Source organism: Escherichia sp. WS3063 (assembly GCF_046486595.1).
GTDB lineage: Bacteria > Pseudomonadota > Gammaproteobacteria > Enterobacterales > Enterobacteriaceae > Escherichia > Escherichia coli.
On sequence record NZ_JBJQKY010000008.1, the window covers coordinates 149217 to 164443 of the forward strand.

At 52.5% G+C, this 15227-nt stretch carries 16 protein-coding genes; 15 read left to right on the forward strand and 1 reads right to left on the reverse strand.

Annotated elements, in window-relative coordinates:
• Window positions 1-253 precede the first annotated feature (253 nt).
• On the forward strand, window positions 254-814 hold the full coding sequence (nudE, locus tag ACJHYW_RS10775; protein WP_000045731.1) for an ADP compounds hydrolase NudE: 561 nt from the start codon (window positions 254-256) through the stop codon (window positions 812-814).
• 168 nt (window positions 815-982) lie between these two features.
• Here nudE and mrcA read toward each other — a convergent pair whose 3' ends face one another.
• Window positions 983-3535, reverse strand: coding sequence for a peptidoglycan glycosyltransferase/peptidoglycan DD-transpeptidase MrcA (mrcA, locus tag ACJHYW_RS10780; RefSeq protein WP_001361658.1), 2553 nt, complete (start codon window positions 3533-3535; stop codon window positions 983-985).
• 119 nt (window positions 3536-3654) lie between these two features.
• Between mrcA and hofM the strand changes: the two genes are divergently transcribed.
• From hofM to ACJHYW_RS10850, 14 genes are all read left to right on the forward strand, one after another.
• The gene (gene hofM / locus ACJHYW_RS10785) at window positions 3655-4434 is read left to right on the forward strand and encodes a DNA utilization protein HofM (protein WP_000874542.1); all 780 of its coding nucleotides are present in this window, start codon (window positions 3655-3657) and stop codon (window positions 4432-4434) included.
• Window positions 4434-4973 carry a DNA utilization protein HofN gene (gene hofN / locus ACJHYW_RS10790; protein ID WP_001069327.1) on the forward strand — a complete coding sequence of 180 codons (540 nt, stop codon included), beginning with the start codon at window positions 4434-4436 and terminating at the stop codon, window positions 4971-4973. Before hofM ends, hofN begins: the two co-directional genes overlap by 1 nt.
• Window positions 4957-5397, forward strand: coding sequence for a DNA utilization protein HofO (gene hofO / locus ACJHYW_RS10795; protein WP_000367363.1), 441 nt, complete (start codon window positions 4957-4959; stop codon window positions 5395-5397). The genes hofN and hofO overlap by 17 nt, the downstream gene beginning before the upstream one ends.
• Window positions 5387-5791, forward strand: coding sequence for a DNA utilization protein HofP (gene hofP / locus ACJHYW_RS10800; RefSeq protein ID WP_001361657.1), 405 nt, complete (start codon window positions 5387-5389; stop codon window positions 5789-5791). Before hofO ends, hofP begins: the two co-directional genes overlap by 11 nt.
• Window positions 5703-6941, forward strand: a complete 1239-nt coding sequence (gene hofQ / locus ACJHYW_RS10805) for a DNA uptake porin HofQ (protein WP_000816003.1) — start codon at window positions 5703-5705, stop codon at window positions 6939-6941. The genes hofP and hofQ overlap by 89 nt, the downstream gene beginning before the upstream one ends.
• A 400-nt stretch (window positions 6942-7341) precedes the next feature.
• A complete protein-coding gene (gene aroK, locus ACJHYW_RS10810) occupies window positions 7342-7863 on the forward strand; it encodes a shikimate kinase AroK (protein ID WP_000818618.1) in 522 nt (173 codons plus the stop codon).
• Between the two features lie 56 nt (window positions 7864-7919).
• Entirely contained in the window at window positions 7920-9008 is a 1089-nt protein-coding gene (gene aroB / locus ACJHYW_RS10815; protein WP_000439850.1) for a 3-dehydroquinate synthase, read from the forward strand.
• A gap of 91 nt (window positions 9009-9099) precedes the next feature.
• Window positions 9100-10386, forward strand: coding sequence for a cell division protein DamX (gene damX / locus ACJHYW_RS10820; protein WP_000343177.1), 1287 nt, complete (start codon window positions 9100-9102; stop codon window positions 10384-10386).
• 106 nt (window positions 10387-10492) lie between these two features.
• The gene (dam, locus tag ACJHYW_RS10825) at window positions 10493-11329 is read left to right on the forward strand and encodes an adenine-specific DNA-methyltransferase (RefSeq protein WP_000742141.1); all 837 of its coding nucleotides are present in this window, start codon (window positions 10493-10495) and stop codon (window positions 11327-11329) included.
• 17 nt (window positions 11330-11346) lie between these two features.
• Window positions 11347-12024 (forward strand): ribulose-phosphate 3-epimerase, encoded by a 678-nt coding sequence (gene rpe / locus ACJHYW_RS10830; RefSeq protein ID WP_000816280.1) that lies wholly within the window; start codon window positions 11347-11349, stop codon window positions 12022-12024.
• Window positions 12017-12775, forward strand: coding sequence for a phosphoglycolate phosphatase (gene gph, locus ACJHYW_RS10835; RefSeq protein ID WP_001031735.1), 759 nt, complete (start codon window positions 12017-12019; stop codon window positions 12773-12775). Before rpe ends, gph begins: the two co-directional genes overlap by 8 nt.
• Window positions 12768-13772 carry a tryptophan--tRNA ligase gene (trpS, locus tag ACJHYW_RS10840; protein ID WP_000165552.1) on the forward strand — a complete coding sequence of 335 codons (1005 nt, stop codon included), beginning with the start codon at window positions 12768-12770 and terminating at the stop codon, window positions 13770-13772. Before gph ends, trpS begins: the two co-directional genes overlap by 8 nt.
• A 159-nt stretch (window positions 13773-13931) precedes the next feature.
• Window positions 13932-14837: a GntR family transcriptional regulator YhfZ gene (gene yhfZ, locus ACJHYW_RS10845; protein ID WP_001254832.1), complete on the forward strand. Its 906-nt coding sequence runs from the start codon at window positions 13932-13934 to the stop codon at window positions 14835-14837.
• Window positions 14838-14853: 16 nt separating this feature from the next.
• Window positions 14854-15216, forward strand: a complete 363-nt coding sequence (locus tag ACJHYW_RS10850) for a hypothetical protein (RefSeq protein WP_001361654.1) — start codon at window positions 14854-14856, stop codon at window positions 15214-15216.
• Window positions 15217-15227: the final 11 nt, after the last annotated feature.

Sequence of the window (15227 nt, forward strand, 5' to 3'; positions counted from 1 at the left end):
GGTTGGCTATCGGCAAGCGTGGAGTTTAACTTGAGCATCATTAAGCACATCACAGTAACCGCTGATCATAGCAAACCCTCTGAAGGCGGAATATCAGCAAATTCCTGGAGTTATTTCAACCTATTGACTTTTAATTTGATTTGAGGATGATTATTTAATAAGTTACATAAATGTAAATAACATGCAATTCACATTGCCGAAAGCGTGTCCGATATCGCACAATAACCGCTGATTTCACAGCATAGATCCCACGATGAGCAAATCATTACAAAAACCCACCATTCTGAATATTGAAACTGTAGCCCGTTCACGACTGTTTACCGTCGAAAGCGTGGATCTGGAGTTCAGCAATGGCGTGCGGCGTGTTTATGAACGAATGCGTCCAACCAACCGGGAAGCGGTGATGATTGTGCCGATTGTGGACGATCACCTGATCCTGATCCGCGAATACGCAGTGGGAACGGAATCCTACGAATTAGGTTTTTCGAAAGGATTAATTGATCCGGGTGAAAGCGTCTACGAAGCCGCTAACCGCGAGCTAAAAGAAGAAGTGGGATTTGGTGCGAACGATCTGACTTTTTTGAAGAAGCTCAGCATGGCACCGTCTTACTTTTCCAGCAAAATGAATATCGTGGTAGCGCAAGATCTCTACCCGGAATCACTGGAAGGCGATGAGCCAGAGCCGCTACCACAGGTGCGCTGGCCGCTGGCGCATATGATGGATTTGCTGGAAGACCCTGACTTCAACGAAGCGCGTAATGTCAGCGCGCTGTTCCTCGTGCGCGAATGGTTGAAGGGGCAGGGGCGGTTGTAAATGCGTGAAGTTTGCCTGATGCACAATGCTTATCAGGCCTGCGCGGCTCCTGCAATATATTGATTTTTCTCGATGTTGCCAGGCGGATAACGTGTTCACGCCGTATCCGGTATAAATAAAGTGACACTTTGTCAGCAAACAGAAAAAGGCGCCGAAGCGCCTTTTTAATCAGAACAATTCCTGTGCCTCGCCATTATCGATAATGGTCGTTCCCACCTCGTGCACCGCCTGTTGTGTCGGCTGCGTACCTTCGATGAAATACTCTTCGCGGCTGTTGCCACCATTAGCTAACTGCCCGGTGCTGCGATCGATATTCACCGTCACAATACCTGGCGGCGGCGTCAGCGGCTGTTCCGGCACGCCTTCAAGAACGGCTTTCATATAAGCGTCCCATGCAGGCTGGGCACTCTTGGCACCGCCTTCGTAACCTGAGATCTGATCTTTAATCGCTCCAGAAGCCGTTGTATGACCGAGATTACGACGGTGATCATCAAAGCCAATCCAGACCGAGGTCACAACGCCCGGACCGTAACCCGAAAACCACGCATCTTTCGAACTGTTAGTGGTACCCGTTTTTCCGCCTATATCATGCCTTTGTAAATCACGACCTGCTCGCCAGCCAGTACCCTGCCAGCCTGGTTCACCAAAAATATTGGTGTTCAAGGCACTCTTAATCAGGAATGCCAGCGGTGTGTTGATGACGTGCGGTGCGTACTCCTGCGCGCCAGTCTTCGCCACTAACGCCTGATTTGCCTGCTCCAGCTGCGGCATTGGCACAGAAACATTCTGCTGCTCGCGGGAGATAGCGACATTTTCAACATCGTTATTTTCCAGAACGTTCGATTTCTGCGTATCACCGTAAATCACCGGAATATCGCATTCCGGGCAGGCTACTTTCGGTTTCGCTTCGAAAATCACGCCGCCCTGATCGTTTTCAATTTTGCTGATAAACCACGGGTCCACCAGGAAGCCGCCGTTCGCCATGACCGCGTAGCCACGCGCCACCTGCATTGGGGTGAAGGACGCTGAACCCAGCGCCAGCGATTCGGTGTGGACAATGTTTTGCGCCGGGAAGCCGAAGCGTTGCAGATATTCTGCAGCGTAGTCGACGCCCATCGCCCGCATTGCGCGTACCATCACTACGTTTTTCGACTGGCCCAGTCCCTGACGTAAGCGAATTGGACCGGCATACTGCGGTGGTGAGTTCTTCGGCTGCCAGTCAGAACCGGCACCTGCGTCCCAGCGGGAAATTGGCACATCGTTCAACATACTTGCCAGCGTCAGACCTTTATCCATCGCCGCGGTGTAGAGGAACGGTTTGATGTTGGAACCCACCTGACGCAGTGCCTGGGTGGCGCGGTTAAACTTGCTCTGATTGAAATCAAAGCCACCGACCAGCGCCATAACGGCACCGTTTTGCGGATTGATCGACACCAGCGCCGAGTTCACTTCCGGCACTTGTGCCAGCCACCATGCATCGCCAACCTGACGAACCCAGATTTGCTGACCCGTTTGCAAAACATCGGTCACTTTACGCGGCGTCGGTCCCTGCTGAGTATCCGAACGGTAAGGACGCGCCCAGCGAACGCCTTCCATACTCAATGCGACGGTCGACCCGTCCGCCAGCATCGCCGTCGCTTCCTGAGGATTGGCGCTGGTGACTGCAGCAGGCAGCAGCGGACCATAGGTCGGCAGCGCCTTCAGCGTATCGGTAATCTTGTTGTTATCCCACGCCGATTCGCCCACTTTCCACAGCACATTTGCCGGGCCGCGATAGCCGTGGCGCATGTCGTAGTCCAGCACGTTATTACGTACTGCCTGCTGTGCGGCCTGCTGTACTTTGCGGGTGATGGTGGTGTAAATGCGATAACCGTCTTCATAGGCACTTTCGCCATAACGGTTATACATCTCCTGGCGCACCATTTCGCTCAGGTACGGCGCAGAGAAAGCAATCTCCGGCGCGTGATAGTTAGCGTTAATCGCCTCAGTGCGTGTCTGATCGAACTGTTGTTGGGTGATATACCCTTCATCCAGCATCCGCGACAGTACGACGTTACGCCGCGCGACGGCACGATCCATTGAGTAGAGCGGATTAAAGGTGGAAGGCGCTTTCGGCAGCCCGGCTATCACCGCCATTTCGTTCAGCGTCAGTTGGTCGACCGTTTTTCCGAAATAGACTTGTGCCGCAGCACCGACACCATAGGCGCGGTAACCGAGGTAAATCTTGTTCAGATAAAGCTCGAGGATCTCGTCTTTCGTCAGCAACTGTTCAATGCGAATCGCGAGGAAGACTTCCTTAATCTTACGCATCAGCGTGCGTTCTGGACTGAGGAAGAAGTTTCTCGCCAGCTGCTGGGTAATGGTACTCGCCCCTTGTGACGCGTGGCCGGAGAACAGCGCCACACTTGCCGCACGGAAGATCCCCACCGGGTCAACGCCGTGATGCTCGTAGAAGCGGCTGTCTTCTGTCGCGATAAAGGCTTTCACCATCTCCGGCGGGATTTGATCCAACGTAACCGGAATACGACGTTTCTCACCGTATTGAGCAATCAGCTCGCCATCGGCGCTGTAAATCTGCATCGGAATTTGCAGGCGAACATCTTTTAATGTCGCCACATCCGGCAGTTGTGGCTCGATGTAGCGGTATAGGCCATAAATCGAGCCTGCTCCCAGCAGAATGCAACAGACTGCAAGGATCAAAAAATACTTTACGAACTTCACTGGAAATTTCCCATTTAGTTTCATTTGGGCAGTTTATAAACAAACGCGCGGTAGTATAAAGGCAAGCCAGACGCATTGATATACCCGTCAGAGTGACGGGTGATAAGGAGATCATCACAATGGCATTTAAGATCTGGCAAATTGGTTTGCATTTACAACAGCAAGAAGCGGTAGCGGTTGCGATCGTGCGGGGCGCAAAAGAATGCTTTTTGCAACGCTGGTGGCGGTTGCCGCTGGAGAATGACATTATCAAAGATGGGCGGATTGTTGATGCGCAGCGGCTGGCTAACACGTTGTTACCGTGGAGCCGCGAACTGCCGCAGCGTCATCACATTATGTTGGCGTTTCCCGCCAGTCGCACATTACAGCGGTCATTTCCGCGCCCGTCGATGTCCCTTGGTGAGCGGGAGCAAACGGCCTGGCTGTCCGGGACGATGGCCCGTGAACTGGATATGGATCCGGACTCCCTGCGCTTCGATTACAGCGAAGACTCACTCAGTCCCGCCTATAACGTGACTGCCGCGCAAAGCAAAGAGCTGGCAACGCTGCTTACTCTGGCAGAAAGGTTGCGTGTTCATGTTAGCGCGATCACCCCGGATGCCAGTGCATTACAGCGATTCCTGCCTTTTTTACCTTCTCATCAGCAATGTCTGGCCTGGCGTGATAACGAACAGTGGCTGTGGGCGACGCGCTATCGCTGGGGGCGCAAACTGGCGGTGGGGATGACTAGCGCGAAGGAGCTGGCGGCAGCGTTATCCGTTGATCCCGAAAGCGTCGCGCTATGTGGCGAAGGCGGATTTGATCCCTGGGAGGCCGTTTCTGTTCGTCAGCCGCCGCTACCGCCGCCAGGTGGAGACTTTGCCATCGCGCTGGGGCTGGCGCTAGGGAAGGCGAACTGATGAACCCGCCAATTAATTTTTTGCCCTGGCGACAGCAACGCCGGACTGCTTTTCTGCGTTTCTGGTTGCTGATGTTCGTTGCGCCTCTGCTGCTGGCCGTCGGGATTACGCTAATACTGCGTCTGACAAGCAACGCCGAAGCACGCGTAAACGCCGTTTTGCTTCAGGCGGAACAACAACTCGCTCGCAGCTTACAGATAACGAAACCACGTTTGCTGGAGCAACAGCAGTTACGCGAACAGCGTTTGCAAAGGCAGCGCCAGCGACAATTTACCCGCGACTGGCAATCTGCGCTGGAAGCACTGGCGGCGCTTTTACCCGAGCACGCCTGGCTGACAACGATAAGCTGGCAGCAGGGAACGCTGGAGATCAAGGGGCTGACAACAAGCATTACCGCGTTAAACGCGCTGGAAACGTCACTCCGCCAGGATGCATCTTTTCATCTCAATCAGCGGGGGGCCACGCAGCAGGATGCGCAGGGACGCTGGCAATTTGAGTATCAGTTAACAAGGAAGGTTAGCGATGGACATGCTCTTTGACTGGTGGTTCGCCGCATCACCCCGCCTCCGCCAGCTTTGCTGGGCATTCTGGTTGATGATGTTAGTTACGCTCATTTTTCTGTCATCGACACACCAGGAAGAGAGCGACGCATTAATTCGACTACGGGCGAGTCATCACCAGCAGTGGGCCGCACTGTATCGCCTGGTAGACACCACTTCCTTCAGCGAAGAAAAAACGCTGCCCTTTTCGCCACTGGATTTTCAGTTGCCCGGCGCGCAACTGGTTTCCTGGCATCCATCCGCGCAGGGAGGTGAGTTGGCGTTGAAAACGCTGTGGGAAGCAGTGCCGTCGGCATTTACACGGCTGGCAGAGCGCAACGTCAGCGTGAGCCGTTTTTCGTTAAGCGTGGAAGGTGATGATCTTTTGTTCACGCTACAACTGGAGACGCCGCATGAGGGGTAAACGCTGGTTGTTGGCAGGTATTGCATTGTGCCTTTTAACCGGTATGCGTGACCCTTTTAAACCGCCGGAAGATCTATGCCGGATTAGCGAACTTAGCCAGTGGCGCTATCAGGGGATAGTAGGGCGAGGCGAGCGCATCATCGGTGTAATAAAAGACGGGCAAAAGAAATGGCGACGGGTGCAGCAAAACGATGTGCTGGAAAACGGCTGGACAATTTTACAGCTGACGCCAGACGCACTAACGCTGGGAACCGGAACAAACTGCGAACCGCCACAATGGTTGTGGCAACGGCAAGGAGATACAAATGAAGCAATGGATAGCCGCACTACTGTTGATGCTGATACCCGGCGTACAGGCGGCAAAGCCGCAAAAAGTGACGCTGATGGTGGATGACGTTCCGGTAGCTCAGGTGTTGCAGGCGCTGGCTGAACAGGAGAAGTTGAACCTGGTGGTGTCGCCAGACGTCAGCGGTACGGTGTCGTTACATCTAACAGATGTTCCCTGGAAGCAGGCACTACAAACTGTAGTGAAAAGCGCCGGACTGATAACGCGGCAGGAAGGCAATATTCTCTCGGTGCATTCCGTTGCCTGGCAGAATGACAATATCGCCCGCCAGGAGGCGGAGCAGACGCGGGCGCAGGCAAATCTGCCGCTGGAAAATCGCAATATTACTCTGCAATACGCCGACGCCGGAGAGCTGGCGAAAGCGGGGGAGAAGCTACTGAGTGCCAAAGGGAGTATGACCGTCGATAAACGCACCAATCGCCTTTTGCTGCGAGATAACAAAACGGCGTTAAGCGCCCTTGAACAGTGGGTAGCGCAAATGGATCTGCCGGTCGGGCAGGTTGAGCTGTCGGCGCATATTGTCACCATTAATGAAAAAAGTTTGCGTGAGTTAGGCGTGAAATGGACGCTGGCCGATGCGCAACAAGCTGGTGGCGTTGGGCAAGTCACCACGCTTGGCAGCGACCTCTCCGTAGCGACGGCGACAACGCATGTCGGTTTTAACATTGGACGCATCAACGGACGTTTACTGGATCTTGAGCTTTCCGCGCTCGAACAAAAACAGCAGCTGGATATTATCGCCAGTCCGCGTCTGCTGGCCTCACATCTTCAGCCTGCCAGCATTAAACAGGGGAGCGAAATTCCATATCAGGTTTCCAGCGGGGAAAGTGGCGCGACGTCGGTGGAATTTAAAGAGGCAGTCCTGGGGATGGAGGTCACGCCCACGGTGTTACAAAAAGGTCGCATCCGGCTGAAATTACACATCAGCCAGAACGTTCCGGGGCAGGTGCTACAGCAGGCAGATGGCGAAGTGCTGGCGATTGATAAGCAAGAGATCGAAACGCAGGTCGAGGTCAAAAGCGGAGAAACGTTGGCGCTGGGCGGCATTTTTACCCGTAAAAATAAATCGGGTCAGGATAGCGTACCGTTGCTTGGCGACATTCCCTGGTTCGGGCAATTATTTCGTCATGACGGAAAAGAAGATGAACGACGCGAGTTAGTGGTGTTTATCACGCCACGACTGGTTTCCAGTGAGTAAACAGCCGTAAAAGCGGTAATGTTTTTACGCTGAACGTGTTTCATCTATTTGACGCGCGCAGGTATTTAGCATACAAGGAGTACCGATTTGAGAGTTGGTGCTCTTCGCTGCCTGCGTTCCATGATGATGATTTATCATTCAGGCGGCATTTTGCTGTCTTTTTTACGCTAATCTTACCCGGTGATTTATCGCCAGAGCGGTGGTAGCAAGGCAGCGCGCTTGCAGCGACCAGATATGCAGAGGGATGGGTGATTTATTCAGTTGCCAAACCCGCTGGAGTATTGAGATAATTTTCAGTCTGACTCTCGCAATATCTTATGAGGTTTCAGTTCATGTCCTGCGGCGCTCTCTGAGCGAAGCGGGTTTATCATTAACGAATAGTCTTAGTAGTACCGAAAAAATGGCAGAGAAACGCAATATCTTTCTGGTTGGGCCTATGGGTGCCGGAAAAAGCACTATTGGGCGCCAGTTAGCTCAACAACTCAATATGGAATTTTACGATTCCGATCAAGAGATTGAGAAACGAACCGGAGCTGATGTGGGCTGGGTTTTCGATTTAGAAGGTGAAGAAGGCTTCCGCGATCGCGAAGAAAAGGTCATCAATGAGTTGACCGAGAAACAGGGTATTGTGCTGGCTACTGGCGGCGGCTCTGTGAAATCCCGCGAAACGCGTAACCGTCTTTCCGCACGTGGCGTTGTCGTTTATCTTGAAACGACCATCGAAAAGCAACTTGCACGCACGCAGCGTGATAAAAAACGCCCGTTGCTGCACGTTGAAACACCGCCGCGTGAAGTTCTGGAAGCGTTGGCCAATGAACGCAATCCGCTGTATGAAGAGATTGCCGACGTGACCATTCGTACTGATGATCAAAGCGCTAAAGTGGTCGCAAACCAGATTATTCACATGCTGGAAAGCAACTAATTCTGGCTTTATATACACTCGTCTGCGGGTACAGTAATTAAGGTGGATGTCGCGTTATGGAGAGGATTGTCGTTACTCTCGGGGAACGTAGTTACCCAATTACCATCGCATCTGGTTTGTTTAATGAACCAGCTTCATTCTTACCGCTGAAATCGGGCGAGCAGGTCATGTTGGTTACCAACGAAACCCTGGCTCCTCTGTATCTCGATAAGGTCCGCGGCGTACTTGAACAGGCGGGTGTTAACGTCGATAGCGTTATCCTCCCTGACGGCGAGCAGTATAAAAGCCTGGCTGTACTCGATACCGTCTTTACGGCGTTGTTACAAAAGCCGCATGGTCGCGATACTACGCTGGTGGCGCTTGGCGGCGGCGTAGTGGGCGATCTGACCGGCTTTGCGGCGGCGAGTTATCAGCGCGGTGTACGTTTCATTCAAGTCCCGACGACGTTACTGTCGCAGGTCGATTCCTCCGTTGGCGGCAAAACTGCGGTCAACCATCCCCTCGGTAAAAACATGATTGGCGCGTTCTACCAGCCTGCTTCAGTGGTGGTGGATCTCGACTGTCTGAAAACGCTTCCCCCGCGTGAGTTAGCGTCGGGGCTGGCAGAAGTCATCAAATACGGCATTATTCTTGACGGTGCGTTTTTTAACTGGCTGGAAGAGAATCTGGATGCGTTGTTGCGTCTGGACGGTCCGGCAATGGCGTACTGTATTCGCCGTTGTTGTGAACTGAAGGCAGAAGTTGTCGCCGCCGACGAGCGCGAAACCGGGTTACGTGCTTTACTGAATCTGGGACACACCTTTGGTCATGCCATTGAAGCTGAAATGGGGTATGGCAATTGGTTACACGGTGAAGCGGTTGCTGCGGGTATGGTGATGGCGGCGCGGACGTCGGAACGTCTCGGGCAGTTTAGTTCTGCCGAAACGCAGCGTATTATAACCCTGCTCACGCGGGCTGGGTTACCGGTCAATGGGCCGCGCGAAATGTCTGCGCAGGCGTATTTACCGCATATGCTGCGTGACAAGAAAGTCCTTGCGGGAGAGATGCGCTTAATTCTTCCGTTGGCAATTGGTAAGAGTGAAGTTCGCAGCGGCGTTTCGCACGAGCTTGTTCTTAACGCCATTGCCGATTGTCAATCAGCGTAACAACAAGAAAGGTCAGGCCGCTTATCAAGCGGTCTATTAGCTTCAGGTTAATTGCAACGTGGTAAGCATTAACCTTTTAGTGGGGTGTTAAATGGATGAATTCAAACCAGAAGACGAGCTGAAACCCGATCCCAGCGATCGTCGTACTGGTCGTTCTCGTCAATCTTCTGAACGTTCTGAGCGTACTGAACGTGGCGAACCGCAGATCAATTTTGATGATATTGAACTTGATGACACTGACGATCGCCGTCCGACTCGTGCGCAAAAAGAGCGCAATGATGAGCCGGAAATCGAAGAAGAAATTGACGAATCCGAAGATGAAATCGTGGATGAAGAGCGCGTAGAGCGTCGTCCGCGTAAGCGCAAAAAAGCAGCCAGTAAACCCGCTTCTCGTCAGTATATGATGATGGGGGTCGGCATTCTGGTTCTCCTACTGTTGATCATCGGTATCGGTTCTGCGCTAAAAGCCCCCTCGACCTCTTCCAGCGATCAAACCGCGTCTGGCGAGAAGAGTATTGATCTTGCAGGCAATGCGACCGATCAGGCGAATGGTGTGCAGCCAGCGCCGGGAACCACGTCTGCGGAAAATACTCAGCAGGATGTTTCTCTGCCGCCGATCTCTTCTACGCCGACTCAAGGGCAAACCCCGGCGGCAACGGATGGTCAACAACGTGTTGAAGTGCAGGGTGACCTGAACAATGCGCTGACCCAGCCACAAAATCAGCAACAGTTGAATAATGTGGCGGTCAATTCCACGTTGCCGACTGAACCCGCGACGGTCGCGCCTGTTCGCAATGGCAATGCATCGCGTGACACGGCGAAAACGCAAACCGCTGAACGTCCGGCCACTACGCGTCCAGCTCGCCAGCAGGCGGTGATTGAACCGAAAAAACCGCAAGCAACCGTGAAAACGGAGCCGAAGCCGGTAGCACAGACGCCGAAGCGTACTGAACCAGCTGCTCCTGTGGCAAGCACGAAGGCACCGGCTGCGACCTCTACGCCAGCACCAAAAGAGACCGCAACTACGGCTCCAGTACAGACGGCATCCCCGGCGCAAACCACGGCAACACCAGCCGCTGGAGGGAAGACCGCAGGTAATGTGGGTTCGTTGAAATCGGCACCGTCCAGCCATTACACTCTGCAGCTGAGCAGTTCCTCTAACTACGACAACCTGAACGGTTGGGCGAAGAAAGAGAATCTGAAAAACTACGTTGTCTATGAAACGACGCGTAATGGTCAGCCGTGGTATGTCCTGGTTTCTGGCGTGTACGCTTCGAAAGAAGAGGCGAAAAAAGCGGTATCTACATTGCCAGCCGATGTCCAGGCCAAAAACCCGTGGGCGAAACCGCTGCGTCAGGTACAGGCCGATCTGAAGTAATCAAGGTTATCTCCCGCAATGGTTTATCATCGCGGGAGTTGCCTGAAGCGCTGGATGCTGTCGGAGCTTTCTCCACAGCCGGAGAAGGTGTAATTAGTTAGTCAGCATGAAGAAAAATCGCGCTTTTTTGAAGTGGGCAGGGGGCAAGTATCCCCTGCTTGATGATATTAAACGGCATTTGCCCAAGGGCGAATGTCTGGTTGAGCCTTTTGTAGGTGCCGGGTCGGTGTTTCTCAACACCGACTTTTCTCGTTATATCCTTGCCGATATCAATAGCGACCTGATCAGTCTCTATAACATTGTGAAAATGCGTACTGATGAGTACGTACAGGCCGCACGCGAGCTGTTTGTTCCCGAAACAAATTGCGCCGAGGTTTACTATCAGTTCCGCGAAGAGTTCAACAAAAGCCAGGATCCGTTCCGTCGGGCGGTACTGTTTTTATATTTGAACCGCTACGGTTACAACGGCCTGTGTCGTTACAATCTGCGCGGTGAGTTTAACGTGCCGTTTGGCCGCTACAAAAAACCCTATTTCCCGGAAGCAGAGTTGTATCACTTCGCTGAAAAAGCGCAGAATGCCTTTTTCTATTGTGAGTCTTACGCCGATAGCATGGCACGCGCAGATGATGCATCCGTCGTCTATTGCGATCCGCCTTATGCACCGCTGTCTGCGACCGCCAACTTTACGGCGTATCACACAAACAGTTTTACGCTTGAACAACAAGCGCATCTGGCGGAGATCGCCGAAGGTCTGGTTGATCGCCATATTCCTGTGCTGATCTCCAATCACGATACGATGTTAACGCGTGAGTGGTATCAGCGCGCAAAATTGCATGTCGTCAAAGTTCGACGCAGTATAAGCAGCAACGGCGGCACACGTAAAAAGGTGGACGAACTGCTGGCTTTGTACAAACCAGGAGTCGTTTCACCCGCGAAAAAATAATTCTCAAGGAGAAGCGGATGAAACAGTATTTGATTGCCCCCTCAATTCTGTCGGCTGATTTTGCCCGCCTGGGTGAAGATACCGCAAAAGCCCTGGCAGCTGGCGCTGATGTCGTGCATTTTGACGTCATGGATAACCACTATGTTCCCAATCTGACGATTGGGCCAATGGTGCTGAAATCCTTGCGTAACTACGGCATTACCGCCCCTATCGACGTGCATCTGATGGTGAAACCCGTCGATCGCATTGTGCCTGATTTCGCTGCCGCTGGTGCCAGCATCATTACCTTTCATCCAGAAGCCTCCGAGCATGTTGACCGCACGCTGCAACTGATTAAAGAAAATGGCTGTAAAGCGGGGCTGGTATTTAACCCGGCGACACCGCTGAGCTATCTGGATTACGTGATGGATAAGCTGGATGTGATCCTGCTGATGTCCGTTAATCCTGGTTTCGGCGGTCAGTCTTTCATTCCTCAAACACTGGATAAACTGCGCGAAGTACGTCGTCGTATCGACGAGTCTGGCTTTGACATTCGACTGGAAGTGGACGGTGGCGTGAAGGTGAACAACATTGGCGAAATCGCTGCGGCGGGCGCGGATATGTTCGTCGCCGGTTCGGCAATCTTCGACCAGCCAGACTACAAAAAAGTCATTGATGAAATGCGCAGTGAACTGGCAAAGGTAAGTCATGAATAAGTTTGAAGATATTCGCGGCGTCGCTTTTGATCTCGACGGTACGCTGGTGGACAGTGCTCCTGGCTTGGCTACCGCAGTAGATATGGCGCTGTATGCGCTGGAGTTGCCCGTCGCAGGTGAAGAACGCGTTATAACCTGGATTGGTAACGGCGCAGATGTTCTGATGGAGCGCGCATTGACCTGGGCGCGTCAGGAACGTGCGACTCTGCGTAAAACAATGGGTAAACCGCCCGTTGATGACGACATTCCGGCAGAAGAACAAGTACGTATTCTGCGTAAACTGTTCGATCGCTACTATGGCGAGGTTGCCGAAGAGGGGACGTTTTTGTTCCCGCACGTTGCCGATACGCTGGGCGCATTGCAGGCTAAAGGCCTGCCGCTAGGTCTGGTCACCAACAAACCGACGCCGTTCGTCGCGCCGCTGCTCGAAGCCTTAGATATCGCCAAATACTTCAGCGTGGTAATTGGTGGTGATGATGTGCAAAACAAAAAACCGCATCCGGACCCGCTGTTACTGGTGGCTGAGCGGATGGGAATTGCTCCACAACAGATGCTGTTTGTTGGCGACTCACGCAATGATATTCAGGCAGCAAAAGCGGCAGGTTGCCCATCAGTTGGCTTAACCTACGGATATAACTACGGCGAGGCTATCGATCTCAGCCAGCCTGATGTAATTTATCAGTCTATAAATGACCTTCTGCCCGCATTAGGGCTTCCGCATAGCGAAAATCAGGAATCGAAAAATGACTAAGCCCATCGTTTTTAGTGGCGCACAGCCCTCAGGTGAATTGACCATTGGTAACTACATGGGTGCGCTGCGTCAGTGGGTAAACATGCAGGATGACTACCATTGCATTTACTGTATCGTTGACCAACACGCGATCACCGTGCGCCAGGATGCACAGAAGCTGCGTAAAGCGACGCTGGATACGCTGGCCTTGTATCTGGCTTGTGGTATCGATCCTGAGAAAAGCACCATTTTTGTTCAGTCCCACGTGCCGGAACATGCGCAGTTAGGCTGGGCACTGAACTGCTATACCTACTTCGGCGAACTGAGCCGCATGACGCAGTTTAAAGATAAATCTGCGCGTTATGCCGAGAACATCAATGCTGGTCTGTTTGACTATCCGGTGCTGATGGCTGCGGACATCCTGCTGTATCAAACTAATCTGGTACCGGTGGGTGAAGACCAGAAACAGCACCTGGAACTGAGCCGCGATATCGCCCAGCGTTTCAACGCGCTGTATGGCGAGATCTTTAAAGTGCCGGAGCCGTTTATTCCGAAATCTGGCGCGCGCGTAATGTCGCTGCTGGAGCCGACCAAAAAGATGTCCAAGTCTGACGATAACCGCAATAACGTTATCGGCCTGCTGGAAGATCCGAAATCGGTAGTGAAGAAAATCAAACGTGCGGTCACTGACTCCGACGAGCCGCCGGTAGTTCGCTACGATGTGCAGAACAAAGCGGGCGTTTCCAACCTGCTGGATATCCTTTCTGCGGTAACGGGCCAGAGCATCCCGGAACTGGAAAAACAGTTCGAAGGCAAGATGTATGGTCATCTCAAAGGCGAAGTGGCTGATGCCGTTTCCGGTATGCTGACTGAATTGCAGGAACGTTATCACCGTTTCCGCAACGATGAAGCCTTCCTGCAACAGGTGATGAAAGACGGCGCGGAAAAAGCCAGTGCACACGCTTCTCGTACGCTGAAAGCGGTGTACGAAGCGATTGGTTTTGTGGCGAAGCCGTAATTTAACATTAATGCCAAAAACCGGGGAAACCCGGTTTTTTTATCCTCATTTGCAATAATCCGAAAAAATGTGAAGCACCTCGCCGTTTCCACATCTCACAGTTGCCACTTATCTTCATTTTAATGAAGATATAAACATTCATTTTATTGAAAATATATTATGCGTCGAACGTTTATCAAAAAAGAAGGCGTCGTTATCACGACACTGGCCCGTTATTTGTTGGGTGAAAAGTGCGGTAATCGACTGAAAACCATAGATGAGCTGGCAACTGAATGCCGTTCATCGGTTGGCCTGACGCAGGCCGCGTTGAAAACGCTGGAATCAAGCGGAGCGATACGGATTGAACGCCGTGGGCGCAATGGCAGTTATCTGGTCGAGATGGATAACAAAGCATTGCTGACTCATGTAGATATCAACAATGTGGTGTGCGCGATGCCCTTGCCCTATACCCGTTTGTACGAAGGCCTGGCGAGCGGATTGAAAGCTCAGTTTGATGGTATTCCTTTTTACTATGCGCATATGCGCGGCGCGGATATTCGCGTGGAGTGTTTACTTAACGGCGTGTATGACATGGCGGTTGTTTCCCGACTGGCGGCGGAAAGTTATCTCACGCAAAAAGGCTTATGCCTCGCGCTGGAGTTGGGGCCGCACACCTACGTTGGCGAGCACCAGTTGATTTGCCGTAAAGGCGAGTCCGCAAACGTGAAGCGCGTGGGGCTGGATAACCGTTCGGCGGATCAGAAAATCATGACCGATGTCTTTTTTGGCGATAGTGATGTGGAACGTGTCGATCTCTCTTATCACGAGAGTTTACAACGCATTGTTAAAGGCGATGTCGATGCGGTGATCTGGAACGTGGTGGCGGAAAACGAACTGACCATGCTGGGATTAGAAGCGACGCCGCTCACAGACGATCCGCGATTTTTACAGGCCACCGAAGCCGTGGTTTTGACGCGAGTCGATGATTACCCGATGCAACAATTGCTGCGTGCAGTTGTTGATAAACAGGCCCTGCTTGCCCATCAACAACGAGTGGTCAGTGGGGAACAGGAACCCAGTTATTAAACGAAAGGCATCTGAAATGGAAACCAGACTCAACCTGCTTTGCGATGCAGGCGTTATTGATAAGGACATCTGCAAAGGCATGATGCAGGTCGTCAACGTACTGGAAACAGAGTGTCATCTACCGGTGCGCAGCGAGCAAGGAATGATGGCGATGACACATATGGCGAGCGCACTGATGCGCAGTCGCCGCGGTGAAGAAATAGAGCCGCTGGATAACGAATTGCTGGCAGAACTGGCGCAATCCAGCCACTGGCAAGCCGTTGTGCAATTGCATCAGGTGTTGTTGAAGGAATTTGCACTGGAAGTTAACCCGTGTGAAGAAGGCTATTTGCTGGCCAACCTTTATGGATTATGGATGGCTGTTAACGAAGAGGTTTGAAGCTCCCGACA

What these genes read in the sequence shown, in the direction of transcription:
- aroB (WP_000439850.1), top strand. Translation starts at nt 7,920, where the DNA reads ATGGAGAGGATTGTCGTTACTCTCGGGGAACGTAGTTACCCAATTACC.
- nudE (WP_000045731.1), top strand. Translation starts at nt 254, where the DNA reads ATGAGCAAATCATTACAAAAACCCACCATTCTGAATATTGAAACTGTA.
- dam (WP_000742141.1), top strand. Translation starts at nt 10,493, where the DNA reads ATGAAGAAAAATCGCGCTTTTTTGAAGTGGGCAGGGGGCAAGTATCCC.
- gph (WP_001031735.1), top strand. Translation starts at nt 12,017, where the DNA reads ATGAATAAGTTTGAAGATATTCGCGGCGTCGCTTTTGATCTCGACGGT.
- damX (WP_000343177.1), top strand. Translation starts at nt 9,100, where the DNA reads ATGGATGAATTCAAACCAGAAGACGAGCTGAAACCCGATCCCAGCGAT.
- hofQ (WP_000816003.1), top strand. Translation starts at nt 5,703, where the DNA reads ATGAAGCAATGGATAGCCGCACTACTGTTGATGCTGATACCCGGCGTA.
- ACJHYW_RS10850 (WP_001361654.1), top strand. Translation starts at nt 14,854, where the DNA reads ATGGAAACCAGACTCAACCTGCTTTGCGATGCAGGCGTTATTGATAAG.
- yhfZ (WP_001254832.1), top strand. Translation starts at nt 13,932, where the DNA reads ATGCGTCGAACGTTTATCAAAAAAGAAGGCGTCGTTATCACGACACTG.
- hofN (WP_001069327.1), top strand. Translation starts at nt 4,434, where the DNA reads ATGAACCCGCCAATTAATTTTTTGCCCTGGCGACAGCAACGCCGGACT.
- hofM (WP_000874542.1), top strand. Translation starts at nt 3,655, where the DNA reads ATGGCATTTAAGATCTGGCAAATTGGTTTGCATTTACAACAGCAAGAA.
- trpS (WP_000165552.1), top strand. Translation starts at nt 12,768, where the DNA reads ATGACTAAGCCCATCGTTTTTAGTGGCGCACAGCCCTCAGGTGAATTG.
- aroK (WP_000818618.1), top strand. Translation starts at nt 7,342, where the DNA reads ATGGCAGAGAAACGCAATATCTTTCTGGTTGGGCCTATGGGTGCCGGA.
- rpe (WP_000816280.1), top strand. Translation starts at nt 11,347, where the DNA reads ATGAAACAGTATTTGATTGCCCCCTCAATTCTGTCGGCTGATTTTGCC.
- hofO (WP_000367363.1), top strand. Translation starts at nt 4,957, where the DNA reads ATGGACATGCTCTTTGACTGGTGGTTCGCCGCATCACCCCGCCTCCGC.
- hofP (WP_001361657.1), top strand. Translation starts at nt 5,387, where the DNA reads ATGAGGGGTAAACGCTGGTTGTTGGCAGGTATTGCATTGTGCCTTTTA.